We start from the raw sequence: 16,453 nt of genomic DNA on the forward strand, positions 1-16,453 counted from the left end.
TCAGTCCTGCGCGAGGATCGCGTACAGGCGGCGGCGCACGTCCTCGAGTTCGGAGACGGCCTGCCGGATCTGAGCCGGGGTGCCCGAGCGGCCGACCTGCGCGGCGGCCTGGGCGAGAGCGACGCCGGCCTTCGGCAGCGCGCCGAAGTCGACCTGGTCGGACTCCGACCACGGGGTGCCGGTGCCGGAGGCCGCGACCTGCGCCCGTCCGGAGTCGGTGAGGCTGTAGGTCTTGCGGCCGTTCGACTCGTCGGCGGCGATCAGGCCCTCGTCCGCGAGCAGCTGCAGCGTCGGGTAGACGGAGCCGGGGCTGGGCTTCCAGCTCCCGCCGCTGCGCTCCTCGATCTCGTGGATGATCTGGTAGCCGTGCATCGGCTGCTCGGCGAGGAGGGCGAGGACGGCGGCGCGGACGTCGCCGCGGCCGACCCGGGTGCCGACGCGCTTCTCGAAGCCGGCGCGAGCCTGCTCCATCGCCTGCCAGATGCCGTCGACGGGGTTGCCGGCGCCGAACGCGCCGGTCGAGGACTGGTTCTTCATGATGACCTCCGTGTGTCTTCCGAGTGTGCCGTTCCGAACGACCGTGTCGCTCCGAACGATACTCAGCGATATGTGCGGCGACTGTGAGCGACTGCTTTCTCCGCCTTGTGCCTCGGCCCTGCCGTCGGCTCACTTCGGTGGCTGGGCGTGCGTGGCGCGCCACGGCGGACGGATCGTCGAGTCGTCTAGGTGAGTATGTCTCATCACGACCAGCTGCGGCCGTCCCTCGACGTGCCGCTCCTTCGCTGCTGGTCGCATCGAGGAAAGGGACACCCATGAGAAACACCCGCACTGTGGCGGCCTGCGTGGCCGCGACGACCCTGCTCGGCCTGCTGTCGGCGTCGCCGGCGCTGGCCTCCGAGCTCGATCGGGGCGACGCCTCGATCGTCCAGGGGCAGGAGTCGCGCGGCTCGGGCCTCGGACTGCTCGGCCACTTCGCGACGGACGCGGCGGACGCGCGGCCCGACCGGGGCGACGCGGGCATGCTCGGCTCCCCGCAGCCCGGCGGACCGGACGCCCCTCTGCCCTCGCGGCCCGTGCAGGAGGTGCCGACCGAGTCGACTCCGGCTCCGACGCCCGGCTTCGCGGCATCCCTCGAAGCGGACAGGAGGTTGATCGTCTCCCTGCCCATGGAGCGGTTCTCCTCGGGGCAGCGCTTCGTGATCTACGTCGACGGGACGTACGTCGGCGAGACCAGTGCCGACGGCCAGATCGGCGGCGTCCACCTCCTGTCGACGGAGGGTCCGGACGGAGTGGCGCGCTTCCGGATCGACGCGGGGAGGAACGGTGGCCGGGTGGAGGTCCGGCGGTACTTCGGCCGACTGGATCTCGGCCGGGACACCGAGCCCCGGGAGGAGACGGTGTTCGACCAGCAGGTCGCGGTCAGTCCCGATATCACGGCGACTCTCGTGGACGGCAAGGCCGTGGTCTCGGTGCCGGAGAAGTTCCTCGCCGCGAACCAGTTGCTCGTGGTCGGCATCACCACCGTCCGCGCCGAGATCAAGGGGGACACCGCCGTGGGGGTGGACCGGGAGTGGAAGGAGGGCACGGATCGGCTGTTCGAGATCCCCGATGTGAAGCCCGGTGAGCAGCTGGACGTCTGGGAGTTCGAGGGGGAGATCACGGACCCGCTGACAGCGGAGAACTCGAAGGGGAGGTTGTTCTCCGTGACGCTCTAGGTGACCCGAGGCGGAGCGCGAGGCGGACGAGAGCGCGGTGAGTGATCCGGGGGCTCGCGAGCAGGGCTCCGTGAGCTCGCGTGCGTACCGCGTCACAGGGGAGCGGCCGGAGGTGCGTCGAGGTGAGAATGTCTCGTCGCGACCGGCCGCAGCCGACAGAGACGTGCTGCCTCTCCGATGCTGGTCGCCTTCATCGAAGGGAATCTCCATGAGGAACACGCGCACTGCAGCGGCCTGCGTCGCTGCGACCACTCTGCTCGGGCTGCTGTCCGCGACTCCGGCGGTGGCCGGCCCGCTCGACGGCGGTGCTGGAGGAATCGTCCAGCGGGAGGAGTCGCCCGGCGCCGATCTCGGACTCCTCGGCCACTCCGTGACGGACGTGCCGGCCGGGCAGCCGGATCGCGGCGAGGCCGCCCTGTCCGCGAGCCGGCAGCCGGGCGGACCGGACGTCCGCGAGCTCGGTCTCCCCTCCCGGGAGGTGCCGACCGTGCCGGCCCCGGCTCCGACGCCGATCGAGCCCGCGCTCGCCGACACCTCGGCCGAGCCCGCCGCTGCGACGGAGTCGACCGACACTGCTCCCGGAGTGGCGCCGATCGCGGAGCAGCCGTTCGTGATCGCGACGCTCTCGGACGAGGGGGTGCTGGTGTCGGTGTCCGATGACCTCTACCGCACGGACAAGCGGTTCGTGGTGATCGTCGAGGGGAAGCCCGTCGCTCAGATCCAGAACAAGCGGACTCGTGGGGTGGTGAGGGTGGTCCCCGATGTCGTCGATGGGCGGACGGTCCTCTACATCCCCGGGGTGAAGCCCGGCGATCGCATGGCGGTCACGGAGTACGCGGGATCGTTGGACGACGGGTTCGATGACACCCTCCGCCGGACGAGGGTCTACGCGGCGCAGCTCGGCGATGCCTTCCCGGCGACCACGCCGACCGCTCCCGGAGTGGCGCCGATCGCGGAGCAGCCGTTCGTGATCGCGACGCTCTCGGACGAGGGGGTGCTGGTGTCGGTGTCCGATGACCTCTACCGCACGGACAAGCGGTTCGTGGTGATCGTCGAGGGGAAGCCCGTCGCTCAGATCCAGAACAAGCGGACTCGTGGGGTGGTGAGGGTGGTCCCCGATGTCGTCGATGGGCGGACGGTCCTCTACATCCCCGGGGTGAAGCCCGGCGATCGCATGGCGGTCACGGAGTACGCGGGATCGTTGGACGACGGGTTCGATGACACCCTCCGCCGGACGAGGGTCTACGCGGCGCAGCTCGGCGATGCCTTCCCGGCGACCACGCCGACCGCTCCCGCGGCGTAGCCCGCACCGCCCGCAGTCTCGCCCGACACCGGGCTCCGGCTGACAACGCAGAAGTCGCGGTAGTCGAGTGCGACTACCGCGACTTCTGCGTTGCGGGGGCGGCTCAGCGCGATGCTCGCGCGGAGCGCGAGGCGGTCGAGGCGGCGGCGGTGCGAGCGGGACTCGCGAGCAGCCACCGCGACGTCCGGGGTCTCGAGCGGGGCGGGACGGGCATGCCGCACTGCGCGACAGCGGGAGAAGGGGTGCGGTGCGCTCCGAACACAATGGCTCCTCGTGACCGGCCGGGGCTGCTCCAGGAGATGCCGCTTCGTCGTCGCCGGTCGCACTGAGGGAAGGGAATTCCATGAGAAGCACGCGCACTCTGGCGGCCTGCGCTGCCGCCACCGCCCTGGTCGGGCTGCTGTCGGCGACGCCGGCGATGGCCGCACCAGCCGATCGAGCCGAGATCGGGGCCTCACGGTCCGCGGCTGCGCCTGTCACGTCCGCTCCTGCGCCGAGTTCGTCTGTGACGGCATCCCTCGTGAACGGCCACGTGATCGTGAGTCTCCCCGGTGACATCTCCTCGTCGAACACCTGGCTCATGGTCCGCGCCGGGGAGAGGGTCCTCGGTCAGATCCAGAACGGTGTCGTCCTCGGCGGGACGTCGTATTACGCGCTGGACGGCCGGATGAAGGTCGAGTTCGGTGCCGCGCAGGCGGGTGAGCGGCTGGAGGTCTTCCAGCTCGAGGGATCTCTGGGCGACGACGTCGACGACGCCCACTGGATCAAGAAGCTCGCCGACTTCCGGGCGTCGGACGCTCCGCTCGAGTCGGGACTGACGGCGACGTTCGAGGACGGCTTCGCGGTGGTGAGCGTGCCCACCGCCGTCTTCGCGGCGGAGAGGAGGCTCGTGTTCCGGGCCGACGGGGTGGAGGTCGGTCAGAGCTACGGCGGGGAGACCTTCATCGGCGGCGGCCAGGACGGGAGAACCATGTTCCTCGGCAGCAAGCGGACCGACGGCGACCTGACGCGGGTGCAGCTCCTCGGTGTGAAGCCCGGCAGCCGGGTGGAGGTCTCGGAGTACGAGGGAGCAGGGTTCGACTTCGGGGTGGAGGGCGTCAAGCGGATCGCGAAGCTGTTCGATCAGCAGGTGGGCGAGAAGCCCGGAGTGGTGGTGTCGTTGGTGAACGGGAACGCCGTGCTGTCCGTGCCCGATGAGGTCCTCCGGACGAACAAGCGGTTGGTGGTCTCCGCCGGAGGGAGAGACCTCGGTGAGATCCAGGGCGACGCGGCGTACGGGGCCGTGAAGGTGTGGCGCGAGGGCGACGCCGAGCTGTTCGAGTTCAGCACGGTGACGCCGGGTCAGCACCTGGAGGTCTGGGAGTACGAGGGCACGTGGTACGACTCGCGCGATCCGGCCCACCGCAAGGAGAAGCTGCTCGACCAGGTTCTGACGGCCGCTCCGGCTGCGCCTGCCTCGCCCGCCCCGGCGGAGCCGACGTTCGTGAAGGCGTCGATCTCGGACGGTCGTGCCCTGGTGACCCTGCCGGACGCGATCGTCGAGTCGGATCGGCGCTTCGTGGTCGTGGTCGGCGGGAAGCCCGTCGCCGAGATGCGGCAGAACGATGCCCGCGGGGTGGCCGGTGTCTCGAAGTCGACCGAGGACGCGGAGACGACCTTCCTCATCGACGGGGTGAACCCCGGCGATCGACTGGAGGTCTGGGAGTACGAGGGCGTCCTGGGCTTCGGGTTCCAGGACGCACTCCGAAAGGCCGAGGTGTTCGACCAGCAGCTCTAGGCCGCTCGGCTCATGACGCAGAAGTTGCGGTAGTCGAGTGCGACTACCGCAACTTCTGCGTTGTGGCCGCGGGTCAGCGCGGGAGGCGCTGGAGTGCGGTGCGGCGCTCGCGGTCCTGGAGGGCGGCGCGCTCGTGGCGGAGGGCGGCGACCTCCGCGTGGGTCGGCGGGAGGCGGCGCTCCCGGGTGCTCCACGCGACGAGGGCGATGCCCGCGCGGAGCGCGAGGCGGTCGAGCAGGCGGGCGGTGCGGGGTCGGGGGAGGCGGGCGACGAGTGTCGCTGCGGTGTTCACGATGGTGTCCTTCGTGCGGGGCCCGGTCGATGCCGGGCGGCTGGCGCGCGGGCGCGCCGGAGAGCGCCAAGTGGGCGCGGCGAGGAGCGCGCTCGGAGCGCGCGGAGCGGCCGCCGGAGGGGCGGCGCGCGGGACCCGGGGATCGGGTCGGGAACGGGACGACGGTCCGTGCGGCGGTGCCGCGGACCGGGAGCTTCTTCTGCGCCGTCACCGTCTGAGCGATGACGAGCGGGAGGCTCGACCGGTCAGTCGGAGAGGGCGCCGAAGAAGCCGGCGGTGGTGAAGTGCGGTGCGTTCGTCATGGTCGGCTCCTTTCGTGGTGGCGTTCGTCGACCGTAGCGGGCTGCGGGTGTTCCTGGCAAGAGGCTGGGTGCGGCGGGTCTCGATACGCCGCCTGTGGCGGCTACTCGACCAGCAAGAGGGCGCCTGCGACGGCTACTCGACCAGCATGAGGGCGCCTGCGGCGGCTGCTCGACCAGCATGAGGCGCCTACGCGGACGGGAGGACGGTGGAGCGGCTGCCCCTTGCATGCTGATCGAGTAGGCCGCAGTGCGGCCGTATCGAGATCCACCACCGTCAGAAGACAGGTCTGCAGACCCGCCCTGCTGGCGACGGCGGGTCTCGATACGCCGCGTTCCGCGGCTACTCGACCAGCATGGAAGGCCTGCGGCGGCCTCCCAATCAGCATGTACCGGCCACTCGACCGGCGCGGGCGGCTCGGCACGTGGAAACGGCTCCGGCTCGCTGGATCGGGGGATCCTGGCGAGCCGGAGCCGGTTCTGCGTGCCGGAGGTGCCGGGTCAGGCGCGGGGGCGGGGCTGGAGGCGCTCGAGCTGGGTGACGTGGGCCGGGGTGAGCTCTTCGAGGGAGTGGGCGCCGAGGAGCTTCATGGTGCGGACGATCTGGTCGGAGAGGATCGCGATGGTGCGGTCGACGCCCTGGCGGCCGCCGGCCATGAGGCCGTAGAGGTAGGCGCGGCCGATGAGGGTGAACTTCGCTCCCAGGGCGATGGAGGAGACGATGTCGGCGCCGTTCATGATGCCGGTGTCGACCATCACCTCGGTGTCGGTGCCGACCTCGCGGACGACCTCGGGGAGGAGGTGGAAGGGGATGGGGGCGCGGTCGAGCTGGCGTCCGCCGTGGTTGGAGAGGACGATGCCGTCGACGCCGAAGTCGGCGAACTTGTGGGCGTCCTCCACGCTCTGAACGCCCTTGATGACGAGCTTGCCGGGCCACATCTCGCGGATGACCTTGAGGTCCTCGAAGCTGATGGTGGGGTCCATGGCGAGGTCGAGGAGGTCGCCGACGGTGCCGCCGGTCGCGCTGAGGGAGGCGAACTCGAGCTTCTGGGTGGTGAGGAAGTCGAACCACCACCACGGGCGGGGCAGCGCGTCGAGGACGGTGCCGACGGTGAGCTGGGGCGGGATGGAGAAGCCGTTGCGCTTGTCGCGCAGCCGGGCGCCGGCGACGGGGGTGTCGACGGTGAAGAAGAGGGTCTCGTAGCCGGCGGCGGCGGCGCGCTCGACGAGGCCGTAGGAGATCTCGCGGTCGCGCATGACGTAGAGCTGGAACCAGTTGCGGCCGTGGGGGTTCGCCTTCTTCACGTTCTCGATCGAGGTGGTGCCGAGCGTGGAGAGGGTGAAGGGGATGCCCGCGGCGGCGGCCGCTCCGGCTCCGGCGGTCTCGCCCTCGGTCTGCATCAGGCGGGTGAAGCCGGTGGGTGCGATGCCGAACGGCATGGCGGAGGGTGCGCCGAGGACGGTCGCGGTGGTGTCGACGGCGGCGACGTCGCGGAGCACCTGGGGGTGGAACTCGACGTCCTCGAAGGCCTGGCGGGCGCGGGCGATCGAGATCTCGCCCTCGGCGGAGCCGTCGGTGTAGTCGAACGCGGCCTTCGGGGTGCGGCGCTTCGCGATCGAGCGGAGGTCCTCGATGGTGAGGGCGGCGTCGAGGCGGCGCTTGCGGCCGTCGAGCTCGGGCTTCTTGAAGCTGAGGTACTCGAGCAGCTCGACGGGCTTCGGGAACTGGCGCTGGACCATGCTGGTCAGCCTTTCTCGGGGGAGGAGGGACGGGGTTCGTAGCGCGTCGGCGGGAACGCCCGGCGGACGAGCGCGCGCAGCGACTCGAGCGAGCCGGAGACGAGGCCCTGCGCGCGGGCCTGGACGATGATGTTCCCGATCGCCGTGGCCTCGCTGGGGCCGGCCTCGACCGGGAGCCCGGTGCGGTCGGCGGTCAGCTGGCAGAGCAGCTCGTTCTGCGAGCCGCCGCCGACGACGTGGATCGTGCGGACCCGCTTGCCGCTCAGCCGGACGGCGTCGGCGAGGGTGCTCGCGTAGGCCTCGGCCAGCGACTCCAGGATCGAGCGGACGAACTCGGGGCGGGTGCGCGGCTGCGCGAGACCGCGCTCGACGCACCACTCGACGATCCGGCCGGGCATGTTGCCGGGCGCGAGGAAGCGCTCGTCGGCGGGGTCGAAGGTCGTGATCGGTCCGCGGATCGCCGCGGCCTGGCGCAGCAGCTCGGCGAGGTCGATCTGCTCGCCGGTGCTGCGCTCCCAGGTGCGGATCGACTCCGAGAGCAGCCACAGCCCGGAGACGTTCTTCAGGAATCGGACTCGCCCGTCGACGCCGCCCTCGTTGGTGAAGTTGGCGGCCCGACCCTCCAGCGAGACCACCGGCTCCTCGAGTTCGACGCCGACGAGCGACCAGGTGCCACTGGAGATGTACGCGAAGTCCTCGCCAGCGGCCGGCACGGCGACGACGGCCGAGGCCGTGTCGTGCGAGCCGACGGCGACGACGCCGAGCCCGGCCGGGGCGCCGAGATCGGCGGCGACGGCGGGCATGAGCGAGCCGAGCCGGGAGCCCGGCTCGATCAGGGGCGCGAGGATCCCGAGCGGCAGATCGAGGCGCGTGAGGAGCTCGTGGTCCCACGCGCGGGTGTGCGGGTCGAGCAGACCCGTGGTGGAGGCGTTGGTGATCTCGGTCGCGGCGACGCCGGTCAGCCAGTAGCCGATCAGGTCCGGCACGAGCAGCGCCTGGTCGGCGAGGGCGAGCACGTCGCGCTCGGCGGCGAGCTGGAACAGCGTGTTGAAGGGCAGGTGCTGCAGTCCGTTGCGCGCGTAGAGCTCCTCGGCGCCGATCCGTGCGTGCACGTCGGCGACGCCGCGCGCGGTCCGCTCGTCGCGGTAGTGGTACGGCGCGCCGAGCATCCGGCCCCGGCGCAGCAGGGCGTAGTCGACGGCCCAGGAGTCGACGCCGATCGAGACGACCTCGGGCTCGTCGCGGAGCGCGTTGGTCAGTCCGGTCGTCAGCGAGCGGTGCAGCTCGAGGATGTTCCAGTGCAGCGCGGACTCGCCGCCCTCCTGGACGCGCACCGGCTGGTTCGGGAAGCGCGCGACGTGCCGCATCCGCAGCTCGTCGTGGCCGACGTAGCCGAGGATGACGCGCCCGCTGGTGGCGCCGAGGTCGACCGCAGCGACGGCCTTCATCGGAGGATCCCTTCGGTCGCGGTCATCGGAGGAACGCCGCCGCGACTCCCGCGTCGACAGGGACATGAAGCCCCGTCGTGTGCGAGAAGTCGGAAGTGCAGAGCGCGAACACCGCGTTGGCGACGTTCTCCGGGACGACCTCGCGCTTGAGGATGGTGCGCTTGGCGTAGAACGCGCCCAGGTCCTCCTCGTCGATGCCGTAGGTCTTGGCGCGGTTCGCGCCCCAGCCGGAGGCGAAGATGCCGGAGCCGCGGACGACGCCGTCGGGGTTGATGCCGTTGACCTTGATGCCGTGCTCGCCGAGCTCGGCGGCCAGCAGGCGCACCTGGTGGGCCTGGTCGGCCTTGGTCGCGGAGTAGGCGATGTTGTTCGGGCCGGCGAAGACCGAGTTCTTCGAGGAGATGTAGACGATGTCGCCGCCGAGCTTCTGGTCGACGAGCACGCGGGCCGCGGCCTGCGAGACGAGGAAGGAGCCCTTCGCCATCACGTCGTGCTGGAGGTCCCAGTCGGCCTCGGTGGTGTCGAAGAGCGACTTCGAGAGCGAGAGGCCGGCGTTGTTGACCACCAGGTCCAGACCGCCGAAGGCGAGCACGGTGGCGTCGATCGCGGCCTTCACGGCGGCGGCGTCGGAGACGTTCGCCGCCACTCCCACCGCGACGTCGGTCGAGCCGAGCTCGGCGGCCGCGGCCTGCGCCTTGGCGAGATCGAGGTCGGCGACGACGACGCAGGCGCCCTCGGCGGCGAGGCGGGTGGCGATGGCCTTGCCGATGCCGGAGGCGGCGCCGGTCACCAGCGCGATGCGGGAGGCGAGGGGCTTGGGCTTCGGCATCCGCTGCAGCTTCGCCTCCTCGAGCGCCCAGTACTCGATGCGGAACTTCTCGGCCTCGTCGATCGGCGCGTAGGTCGAGATGGCCTCGGCGCCGCGCATCACGTTGATCGCGTTGACGTAGAACTCGCCGGCCACGCGGGCGGTCTGCTTGTTGGCGCCGTAGGAGAACATGCCCACGCCGGGCACGAGCACGATCAGCGGGTCGGCGCCGCGGATCGCGGGGCTCTCGGGCGTCGCGTGCGCGTCGTAGTAGGCCTGGTAGTCGGCGCGGTAGGCCTCGTGCAGCGCGGGGAGGCGCTCGACGATCTCCTCGATCGTGGCCGTGGCCGGCAGGTCGACGAGCAGCGGCTTCACCTTCGTGCGGAGGAAGTGGTCGGGGCAGGAGGTGCCGAGCGCGGCCAGGCGGGGGTGCTCGGTGCTCGCGAGGAAGTCGAGGACCTCGGCGGAGTCGGTGAAGTGGCCGACCTGGGGGCGGTCGTGCGAGGCGATCGAGCGCAGGTGCGCGGCGAGGGCGGCGGCCTTGGCGCGGCGCTCCTCCTCCGGGAGGGCGGCGTAGCCGTCGAGGGCGGGGCCGAAGGGCTCGGGGCGGCCGTGCTCGGCGATGTACGCGCTGGCCGTCTCGATGATGCGGAGCGAGTTCGCCTCCGCCTCCTCGCTGGTGTCGCCCCAGGCGGTGATGCCGTGGCCGCCGAGGATCGCGCCGATGATCTCGGGGTTCGCCTCCTTGATCGCGGCGATGTCGAGGCCGAGCTGGAAGCCCGGGCGGCGCCACGGGACCCAGGCGACGGTGCCGCCGAAGGCCTCCGCGGTGAGGCGCTCGCCGTCGGCGGCGGTCGCGAAGGCGATGCCGGAGTCGGGGTGCAGGTGGTCGACGTGCGCGGCGTCGACGAGGCCGTGCATCGCGGTGTCGATCGAGGGGGCGGCGCCGCCCTTGCCGTGCAGCGTGTAGTCGAACGCGGCGACCATCTCGTCCTCGCGGTCGACGCCGGGGTAGACGTTCACCAGCGCGCGGAGGCGGTCCATGCGGAGGACCGCGAGGCCCGACTCCCTCAGGGTGCCGAGGTCGCCGCCGGAGCCCTTGACCCAGAGCAGCTCGACGGGCTCGCCGGTGACCGGATCGGTCTCGACGCCCTTCGCGGAGGTGTTGCCGCCCGCGTAGTTCGTGTTGCGCGGGTCGGCCCCGAGGCGGTTCGAGCGGGCGATGAGCTCTGCGGCGGTCGAGGCTGCCATGACTTCTCCGTCTGATTGAACGAGTGTGTTAACTATCACAGAAGCTAACAGGCCGACTCGTTCCGGTCAATGCTCGTCAGCGCACGTCGGCGAGGCCGCGGAACGGATCGAGTCGCTCGTCCGCGGGGTCGAGCTCGGTCACGAGCACCGCGATCGCGTCCCAGTCGAGCGCGCGGGCGAGGGCCGTGCGCTCGAGCTTGGAGGAGTCGACCAGCAGCACCGTCTCGGCGGAGGCGGCGACCAGCACGCGCTTCACCTGCGCCTCCTCGAGCGTCACCTCGCTGGTGCCCGAGCGGGTCACGGCCGAGGCGGAGGTGAAGAAGCGGTCGTAGTGCAGCTCGGCCGCGCCGGCGCAGGCGAGCGGGCCGACGAAGCTGTCGGTCTCGGCCTGGAGCTCGCCGCCGATCAGCACGACCCGGGCGCGGGTGGCGCGGGCCGAGGCGTGGTTCTCCAGCGAGTTGGTGGCGATCAGCAGCCGCGGCGACTCCGGGGCGGCGGCGAGCAGGGTGCCGGCGGTCGAGGAGGCGTCGACCGCGATCGCACCCGAGTCCGGCAGCAGGGCGACGGCCTTGCGGGCGATCTCGCGCTTGGCGGCGGCGCCCGCGGCCAGGCGCTCGGCGAAGGGGCGGGGGCGGAGCGCGGCGACCGCGCCGCCGCGGACCCGGCTGAGTCGTCCCTCCGCTTCGAGGTCGGCCAAGTCGCGACGGACGGTCATCGTCGAGACGTCCAGCTCGGTCGCCGCGTCGTCGAGGCGGATCGCGCCGTCGCGCTCGAGCAGCTCGATCAGGCGCGCGCGCCGCTCCGCGGAGTCCACCGTGGCCATGCCGCTCCCGTTCCGCCGGCGCGTGGGCGCCCGCGCGATCGAGAGTAACGGTGGGCGCGGGCGGGGCCGGTGCGGGCCGGCGTCAGCCCTTGTCGTCGCGGTCGCGCCGCACCTGGGCGGACGGGTCGCGACCGGTCACCGGGAACGGCCCCGTCACTCCGTCGCGCAGCTCCGCGATCCGCAGGATGCGGCCGCGCTGCAGGAACCAGCCCGCCACCAGCAGCGGGACGATGATCACCAGCGAGGCGATGGTCAGCGTGCCGACCGGGAAGTCGATCGCCATCAGCACCAGCACCACGGCCAGGAAGACGAGCGTCAGCCAGGAGGTGACCGGAGCGCCGGGGAGCTTGAAGGACGGCTCCTTCGCGAGACCCTTCTTCGCCCACTGCCGCAGCCGCATCTGGCAGAGGATGATCGTGCCCCACGCCGTGATGATGCCCAGGCTCGCGATGTTCAGCGCGATCTCGAAGGCCTGGCTCGGCACGAAGTAGTTGAGCACGACGCCCGCCACCGTGAAGGTCGCGGTGAGCAGGATGCCCGCGTAGGGGACGCCGCCCTTCGACATCCGCGTCGTCCACTTCGGGGCGGAGCCGTTCATGCCCATCGAGTGCAGCGCGCGACCGGTGGAGTAGAGGCCGGCGTTGAGGGAGGAGAGGGCCGCGGTGAGGACCACGAAGTTCATGATCGAGCCGGCGATCGTGCCGACCTCGGGCCCGCCGATCGAGGAGAAGAAGGTGACGAAGGGGCTCTCGCCCTCCTTGTAGGCGGTGTACGGCAGCAGCAGTGAGAGCAGGACGATCGAGCCGACGTAGAAGATCGCGATCCGGAAGATCACCGAGTTGATCGCGCGCGGGATGACCTTCTCGGTGTCCTGCGTCTCTCCGGAGGCGGTGCCGACCAGCTCGATCGCGGCGTAGGCGAAGACGACGCCCTGCATCACCAGGACCGCGGGGAGCAGGCCGTTGGGGAGGATGCCGCCGTTGTCGCCGAGGATCGAGACGCCGGTCTGCACGGTCTCGCCGCCCGCCTGCACCGGGAAGGCGAAGACGAGCCAGATCAGTGCGACGACGAGGAAGGCGACCAGCGCCGTCACCTTGATCAGCGCGAACCAGAACTCGAGCTCGCCGAAGACCTTGACCGCGACCATGTTCGCGGCGAGGACGACGAGCAGCGCGATGAGGGCGAGGAGCCACTGCGGCGCCGCGGTGAAGGCCGACCAGTACTTGAGGTAGACGGCGACGGCGGTGGTGTCGACGATCGAGGTCATCGCCCAGTTGAGGAAGTACATCCAGCCGGCCGCGTAGGCGAACTTCTCGCCGTAGAACTCGCGGGCGTAGGAGATGAACGACCCCGACGACGGGCGGTGCAGGACCAGCTCGCCGAGGGCGCGGAGGATGAAGAACGCGAAGACGCCGGCGACCAGGTAGGCGATCGCGAGGGCCGGGCCGGCGGAGTTGAGGCGGCCGCCGGCGCCGAGGAAGAGCCCGGTTCCGATCGCACCGCCGATCGCGATCATCTGGAGCTGGCGGGGCTTCAGACCGTGCTGATAGCCCTCCTGCTCGTGCGAGAAGTCCTTCGCGGGCGCCTGCTCCGCACCGATGTCGTCCTGCGCTGTCATGGCGTCACGGTACTCCCGTGCGGGGGCGGTTCCGGCCGCCGAGCGCGGGGTGGGGGCGGGTATGCGCTTGCCCGGCCGGTCGGAGGGGTGCGGAGAGGTGCACGGAGGCGTTGAGGCTCCTCCACGGGCACTGAAACGCGACGAGCTGTCGTGATACCTCGCCCAGATGGTCAGATCAGTATGGTTTCAGGCATACGGTTCCCTCGCTGCCGCAGCGCAGCCTGCCTCGCCGGCCTCGGCGACGGCTGTCCGAAATACAGAGAGGTCCCACCATGTCCTTCCGAGCACCCGGCTCCCGCCGGTCCTTCATCACCGGACTCGCCCTGACGGGAGCGATGCTGATCGCGCCCGTGGCGGCGGCGTACACCGTGTCCCACCCCGAGGAGGGAGGGACGTGGATCCACGGGACGACCGGCGGGACCGTGCTGTCGTCGTATCAGCACGACTCGCGGTCGCACCGGGCGACAGTGTTCAACGGCGATTACCACCGCACGAAGTGCAAGGACCCCGGGAAAGACGCTTCTGTGAGTGCACCCGCTCGCACGTTCGAGGTCGACTCCGCGTACTACGACGTCTGCTGAGTCCTGATCGATAGGCGGGCGGGGCTTCGGCCTCGCCCGCCCTGACAGCGGGAGAGCTGTGAGAAGCAAGAGTGTGGTCCTCGGCTATGTGCTGGCCGTCGTCCTGGCGGCGGTGCTCGCCGTCCTGTTCATTCGCGCCTTCGATGCGCGTGGCCCGGTGTGGAACGGGGGCTGGCAGCTCGTCGTGTCGCAGGACGCGACACCCCGGGTCTCCGCGAGCGAGGTCTACCGTGACCTCACGGCGCTGGCGGACGATCGTGGTGTCGACATCGTCCGCTACGCCGAGGATTCGGTGGATCCGGCGACCGTGCGCCACCTCTACGTCGCAGGCGAGGGGACCGCGGCGGAGCTGCTCCGCGACGGCTACGGCGCTGTCGACACCGCGATCACGACGACGGTCGCGCCGCTGCAGGACCTCGGCCTGCTCGATCCTCGCGGGGCCTGGCTGGTCGGGGGTGATCGAGCGGATGCGGAGGCGGTGCTCGCTGTCATCGAGAACGGCGGCTGGTCGGGCCGGGTCGCGCCCTACGCCTCGGGCATCGACGTCGACACGTACCGCGAATACGGCGATCTGATGCGCTCGTTCGCCGTCGCGCTGCTCGCCGTCATCGTCCTGGTCGGAGCGGGAACGCTGCTGCGGAGCCGGGCGCACGGGGTGCAGCGGCTGCATGGCGCGGGGCTTCTCAAGATCCTGCTCGCGGAGTGGCGCTTCCTCGCGCTCCCGGTGGTCGCCTTCTCCGTCGGCGGAGTGGCGGCGGTCGCTCTCGCGACGGCCGCTCTGAACGGCCTCGCGCAGCTGCCGACGGTCCTCGCGCTCTCCGGCCGGCTGCTCGCGCTCCTCCTGCTCGCCGCGGTCGTCGCGCAGATCCTCGCGATCGCCCTCACCGACGGCCGCCGGCTCGTCGACCAGGTGAAGGGTGAGATCGACGGCTGGTGGGTGCTGCTCGGCGTCTACGCGGTCCGGGTCCCGGCGGTGCTGGTGCTCCTCGCGATCGTCGCCGCGCTCGGGCAGAGCGCCCGGGTCGCCGAGGTCGAGGGGCGCAGCCGCGAGCTCCGGAGTGTCGCGCAAGACGCGGTCACGATCGGCATCGGCGGTTACTTGAGCCCGTCCGAGTACCACGCCGCTGATCGGCGACTGGCCGATCTGGCCGTCTCGCAGGAAGCCTCCGGCGGGGTGATCTTCGTCACGCCGGGACTCAGCGACCAGGGAAACGTGCTGCTCGCCAATGAGGGATACCTCCGGAGGGTCGAGGTGCTCGGCGACGACGGGCGCCGGATGACTGAGGTCCCCGACGGCGTCCTCACTGTCCTCGAGCCGGAGGACACGTCTGCTGAGTACCGGCTGTCCGTGCTGGCCGACTTGCACTCCTGGCAGGACACGCAGTCGAGCGTCTTGGATCCGGCACCCGCGACCGTCGGTCTTCCCGTCGCGGAGCACGTCGTGCCGTCGGGGCAGGTCCTCGTCACCCTGGGCTCCGGTGAGCACAGCTTCCGCCCGGAGCCCGAGCTCGTCGATCCGGTCGTCGTCGTTCTGCCATCGGTCGGGGTGCTCGCCGCCTCCGAGCTGGTCGCGGTGATCACCCAGGGAGGAGTGATCTTCACCGAACCCGCGGCGCTCCCGGCCGCCATCGAGGTGGGCGGTCTCTCCCCCTTCGTGGCCTCCATCACTCCAGTGGCGTACCAGGCGAACGAGCAGTACCGGCGGGCGCTCGGTGCCCACGTGATCAACGTGATCGGGTTCGTGAGCGGCGGGATCGTCGTGCTGCTCACCGGACTGGTCGCGGCGGTGGTGCTGGTGGAGAAGGACCGCAAGCGGGCGTTCGTGCACCGGCTGTCCGGGCTCGGACCGCTCACGGCGCACCGCAGCGGGCTCCTGCTGGAGGGTGTGCTGCTGACCGCGACGCTGGCGCTCGCCGTCGTCCCGCAGTGGTTCCGCGATCCGAAGGACGTCCGCACGGTGATCGACCTCGGCACGGTCGACACCGAGAACTTCCTGCTCGAGCAGACGGCGCTGGACATCGGCGTGGTCGCGGCCAGCGCTGCGCTCCTCGTCGCGTGCCTGGCCCTCGCGCACCGGAGGGCGAGCCGCTCGCCCGTCGTCGACACCTGATGCGCTCGCCGCTCCACTCCTCCCTCCCGACCGAACGGAAAGGCCTCCCGTGATCCTCGCCACCCACCTCGCCAAGGGCTACGGCCGACGCACGCTGTGGAGCGGACTCGATGTGACCGTCGCCTCGGGCAGCACCCTCGCCCTCACCGGCGCGAGCGGCAGCGGCAAGTCGACGCTCCTCAACTGCCTCGGGCTCCTCGACGCCCCCGACTCGGGCTCGATCGAGGTCGACGGGGAGGAGCTGACCCGCCTGCGGGCGCACGGCCGACGCCGCTTCCGGCGGGACCGGCTCGGCTACCTCTTCCAGAGCTACGCCCTCGTCGACACCGCGACCGTCGAGCAGAACCTCGCGATCGCGCTCGGCGAGCGGCGCGGCCGCAGCGACCGGTTCGAGCGCGCGCTCGAGCGCGTCGGCCTGGCGGGGCGGGGCCGCGAGCGCGTCGCCAGGCTGAGCGGCGGCGAGCAGCAGCGGGTCGCGCTCGCCCGGCTGCTGGTGAAGGGCCCGACCCTGGTCCTCGCCGACGAGCCGACCGGCGCCCTCGACGCCGAGAACAGCGAGACCGTGCTCGACGTGCTGACCGAGCTGGCCGGTCACGGCGCGAGCGTGGTCGTAGCGACCCACGACCCCGCGATCGCGAGCTGGTGCGACGACCGGCTCCACCTCGCTGCGCCCTGAGTCGAAGAGCCC

The 16,453-nt window shown here is 71.3% G+C and carries 13 protein-coding genes; 6 read left to right on the top strand and 7 right to left on the bottom strand.

Features of this window, described 5'->3' with window-relative positions:
• Nucleotides 1-537 (bottom strand): PadR family transcriptional regulator, encoded by a 537-nt coding sequence (locus EDF45_RS12955; RefSeq protein ID WP_123446929.1) that lies wholly within the window; start codon nucleotides 535-537, stop codon nucleotides 1-3.
• 275 nt (nucleotides 538-812) lie between these two features.
• Here EDF45_RS12955 and EDF45_RS12960 point away from each other — a divergent pair, with 275 nt between their 5' ends.
• The 3 genes from EDF45_RS12960 (at nucleotide 813) to EDF45_RS12970 (ending at nucleotide 4,795) form a co-directional block, all read left to right on the top strand.
• Nucleotides 813-1,715, top strand: a complete 903-nt coding sequence (locus EDF45_RS12960; RefSeq protein WP_148060275.1) for a hypothetical protein — start codon at nucleotides 813-815, stop codon at nucleotides 1,713-1,715.
• Nucleotides 1,716-1,923: 208 nt separating this feature from the next.
• The gene (locus EDF45_RS12965; RefSeq protein WP_123736368.1) at nucleotides 1,924-3,018 is read left to right on the top strand and encodes a hypothetical protein; all 1,095 of its coding nucleotides are present in this window, start codon (nucleotides 1,924-1,926) and stop codon (nucleotides 3,016-3,018) included.
• Nucleotides 3,019-3,523: 505 nt separating this feature from the next.
• Complete coding sequence (locus EDF45_RS12970) at nucleotides 3,524-4,795, top strand: hypothetical protein (protein WP_123736367.1); 1,272 nt, start codon at nucleotides 3,524-3,526, stop codon at nucleotides 4,793-4,795.
• Between the two features lie 73 nt (nucleotides 4,796-4,868).
• On the opposite strand, the gene EDF45_RS12975 is transcribed toward EDF45_RS12970, so the two are convergent.
• The 6 genes from EDF45_RS12975 to EDF45_RS13005 form a co-directional block, all read right to left on the bottom strand.
• Nucleotides 4,869-5,087 (bottom strand): hypothetical protein, encoded by a 219-nt coding sequence (locus tag EDF45_RS12975; protein WP_123736366.1) that lies wholly within the window; start codon nucleotides 5,085-5,087, stop codon nucleotides 4,869-4,871.
• 800 nt (nucleotides 5,088-5,887) lie between these two features.
• Nucleotides 5,888-7,126: an alpha-hydroxy acid oxidase gene (locus EDF45_RS12985; RefSeq protein WP_123736364.1), complete on the bottom strand. Its 1,239-nt coding sequence runs from the start codon at nucleotides 7,124-7,126 to the stop codon at nucleotides 5,888-5,890.
• A 5-nt stretch (nucleotides 7,127-7,131) separates the two neighbouring features.
• Entirely contained in the window at nucleotides 7,132-8,574 is a 1,443-nt protein-coding gene (locus EDF45_RS12990; RefSeq protein WP_123736363.1) for a rhamnulokinase family protein, read from the bottom strand.
• Nucleotides 8,575-8,596: 22 nt separating this feature from the next.
• On the bottom strand, nucleotides 8,597-10,633 hold the full coding sequence (locus tag EDF45_RS12995; protein WP_123736362.1) for a bifunctional aldolase/short-chain dehydrogenase: 2,037 nt from the start codon (nucleotides 10,631-10,633) through the stop codon (nucleotides 8,597-8,599).
• Between the two features lie 76 nt (nucleotides 10,634-10,709).
• Nucleotides 10,710-11,456, bottom strand: a complete 747-nt coding sequence (locus tag EDF45_RS13000; protein ID WP_123736361.1) for a DeoR/GlpR family DNA-binding transcription regulator — start codon at nucleotides 11,454-11,456, stop codon at nucleotides 10,710-10,712.
• Nucleotides 11,457-11,538: 82 nt separating this feature from the next.
• Nucleotides 11,539-13,074, bottom strand: a complete 1,536-nt coding sequence (locus EDF45_RS13005; RefSeq protein ID WP_123736360.1) for an amino acid permease — start codon at nucleotides 13,072-13,074, stop codon at nucleotides 11,539-11,541.
• Between the two features lie 272 nt (nucleotides 13,075-13,346).
• On the opposite strand from EDF45_RS13005, the gene EDF45_RS13010 reads away from it, so the two are divergent.
• Genes EDF45_RS13010 through EDF45_RS13020 form a run of 3 tightly spaced genes read left to right on the top strand, consistent with a single transcriptional unit; the run spans nucleotide 13,347 to nucleotide 16,441 of the window.
• Nucleotides 13,347-13,655 (top strand): lactococcin 972 family bacteriocin, encoded by a 309-nt coding sequence (locus EDF45_RS13010; protein WP_123736359.1) that lies wholly within the window; start codon nucleotides 13,347-13,349, stop codon nucleotides 13,653-13,655.
• A gap of 58 nt (nucleotides 13,656-13,713) precedes the next feature.
• Nucleotides 13,714-15,765 (top strand): hypothetical protein, encoded by a 2,052-nt coding sequence (locus EDF45_RS13015; RefSeq protein ID WP_148060274.1) that lies wholly within the window; start codon nucleotides 13,714-13,716, stop codon nucleotides 15,763-15,765.
• A 49-nt stretch (nucleotides 15,766-15,814) separates the two neighbouring features.
• Nucleotides 15,815-16,441: an ABC transporter ATP-binding protein gene (locus EDF45_RS13020; RefSeq protein WP_123736357.1), complete on the top strand. Its 627-nt coding sequence runs from the start codon at nucleotides 15,815-15,817 to the stop codon at nucleotides 16,439-16,441.
• The last annotated feature ends 12 nt before the right edge of the window (nucleotides 16,442-16,453 follow it).

It is taken from the genome of Rathayibacter sp. PhB186 (genome assembly GCF_003751825.1).
In the GTDB taxonomy this organism is placed as follows: Bacteria; Actinomycetota; Actinomycetes; order Actinomycetales; family Microbacteriaceae; genus Rathayibacter; species Rathayibacter festucae.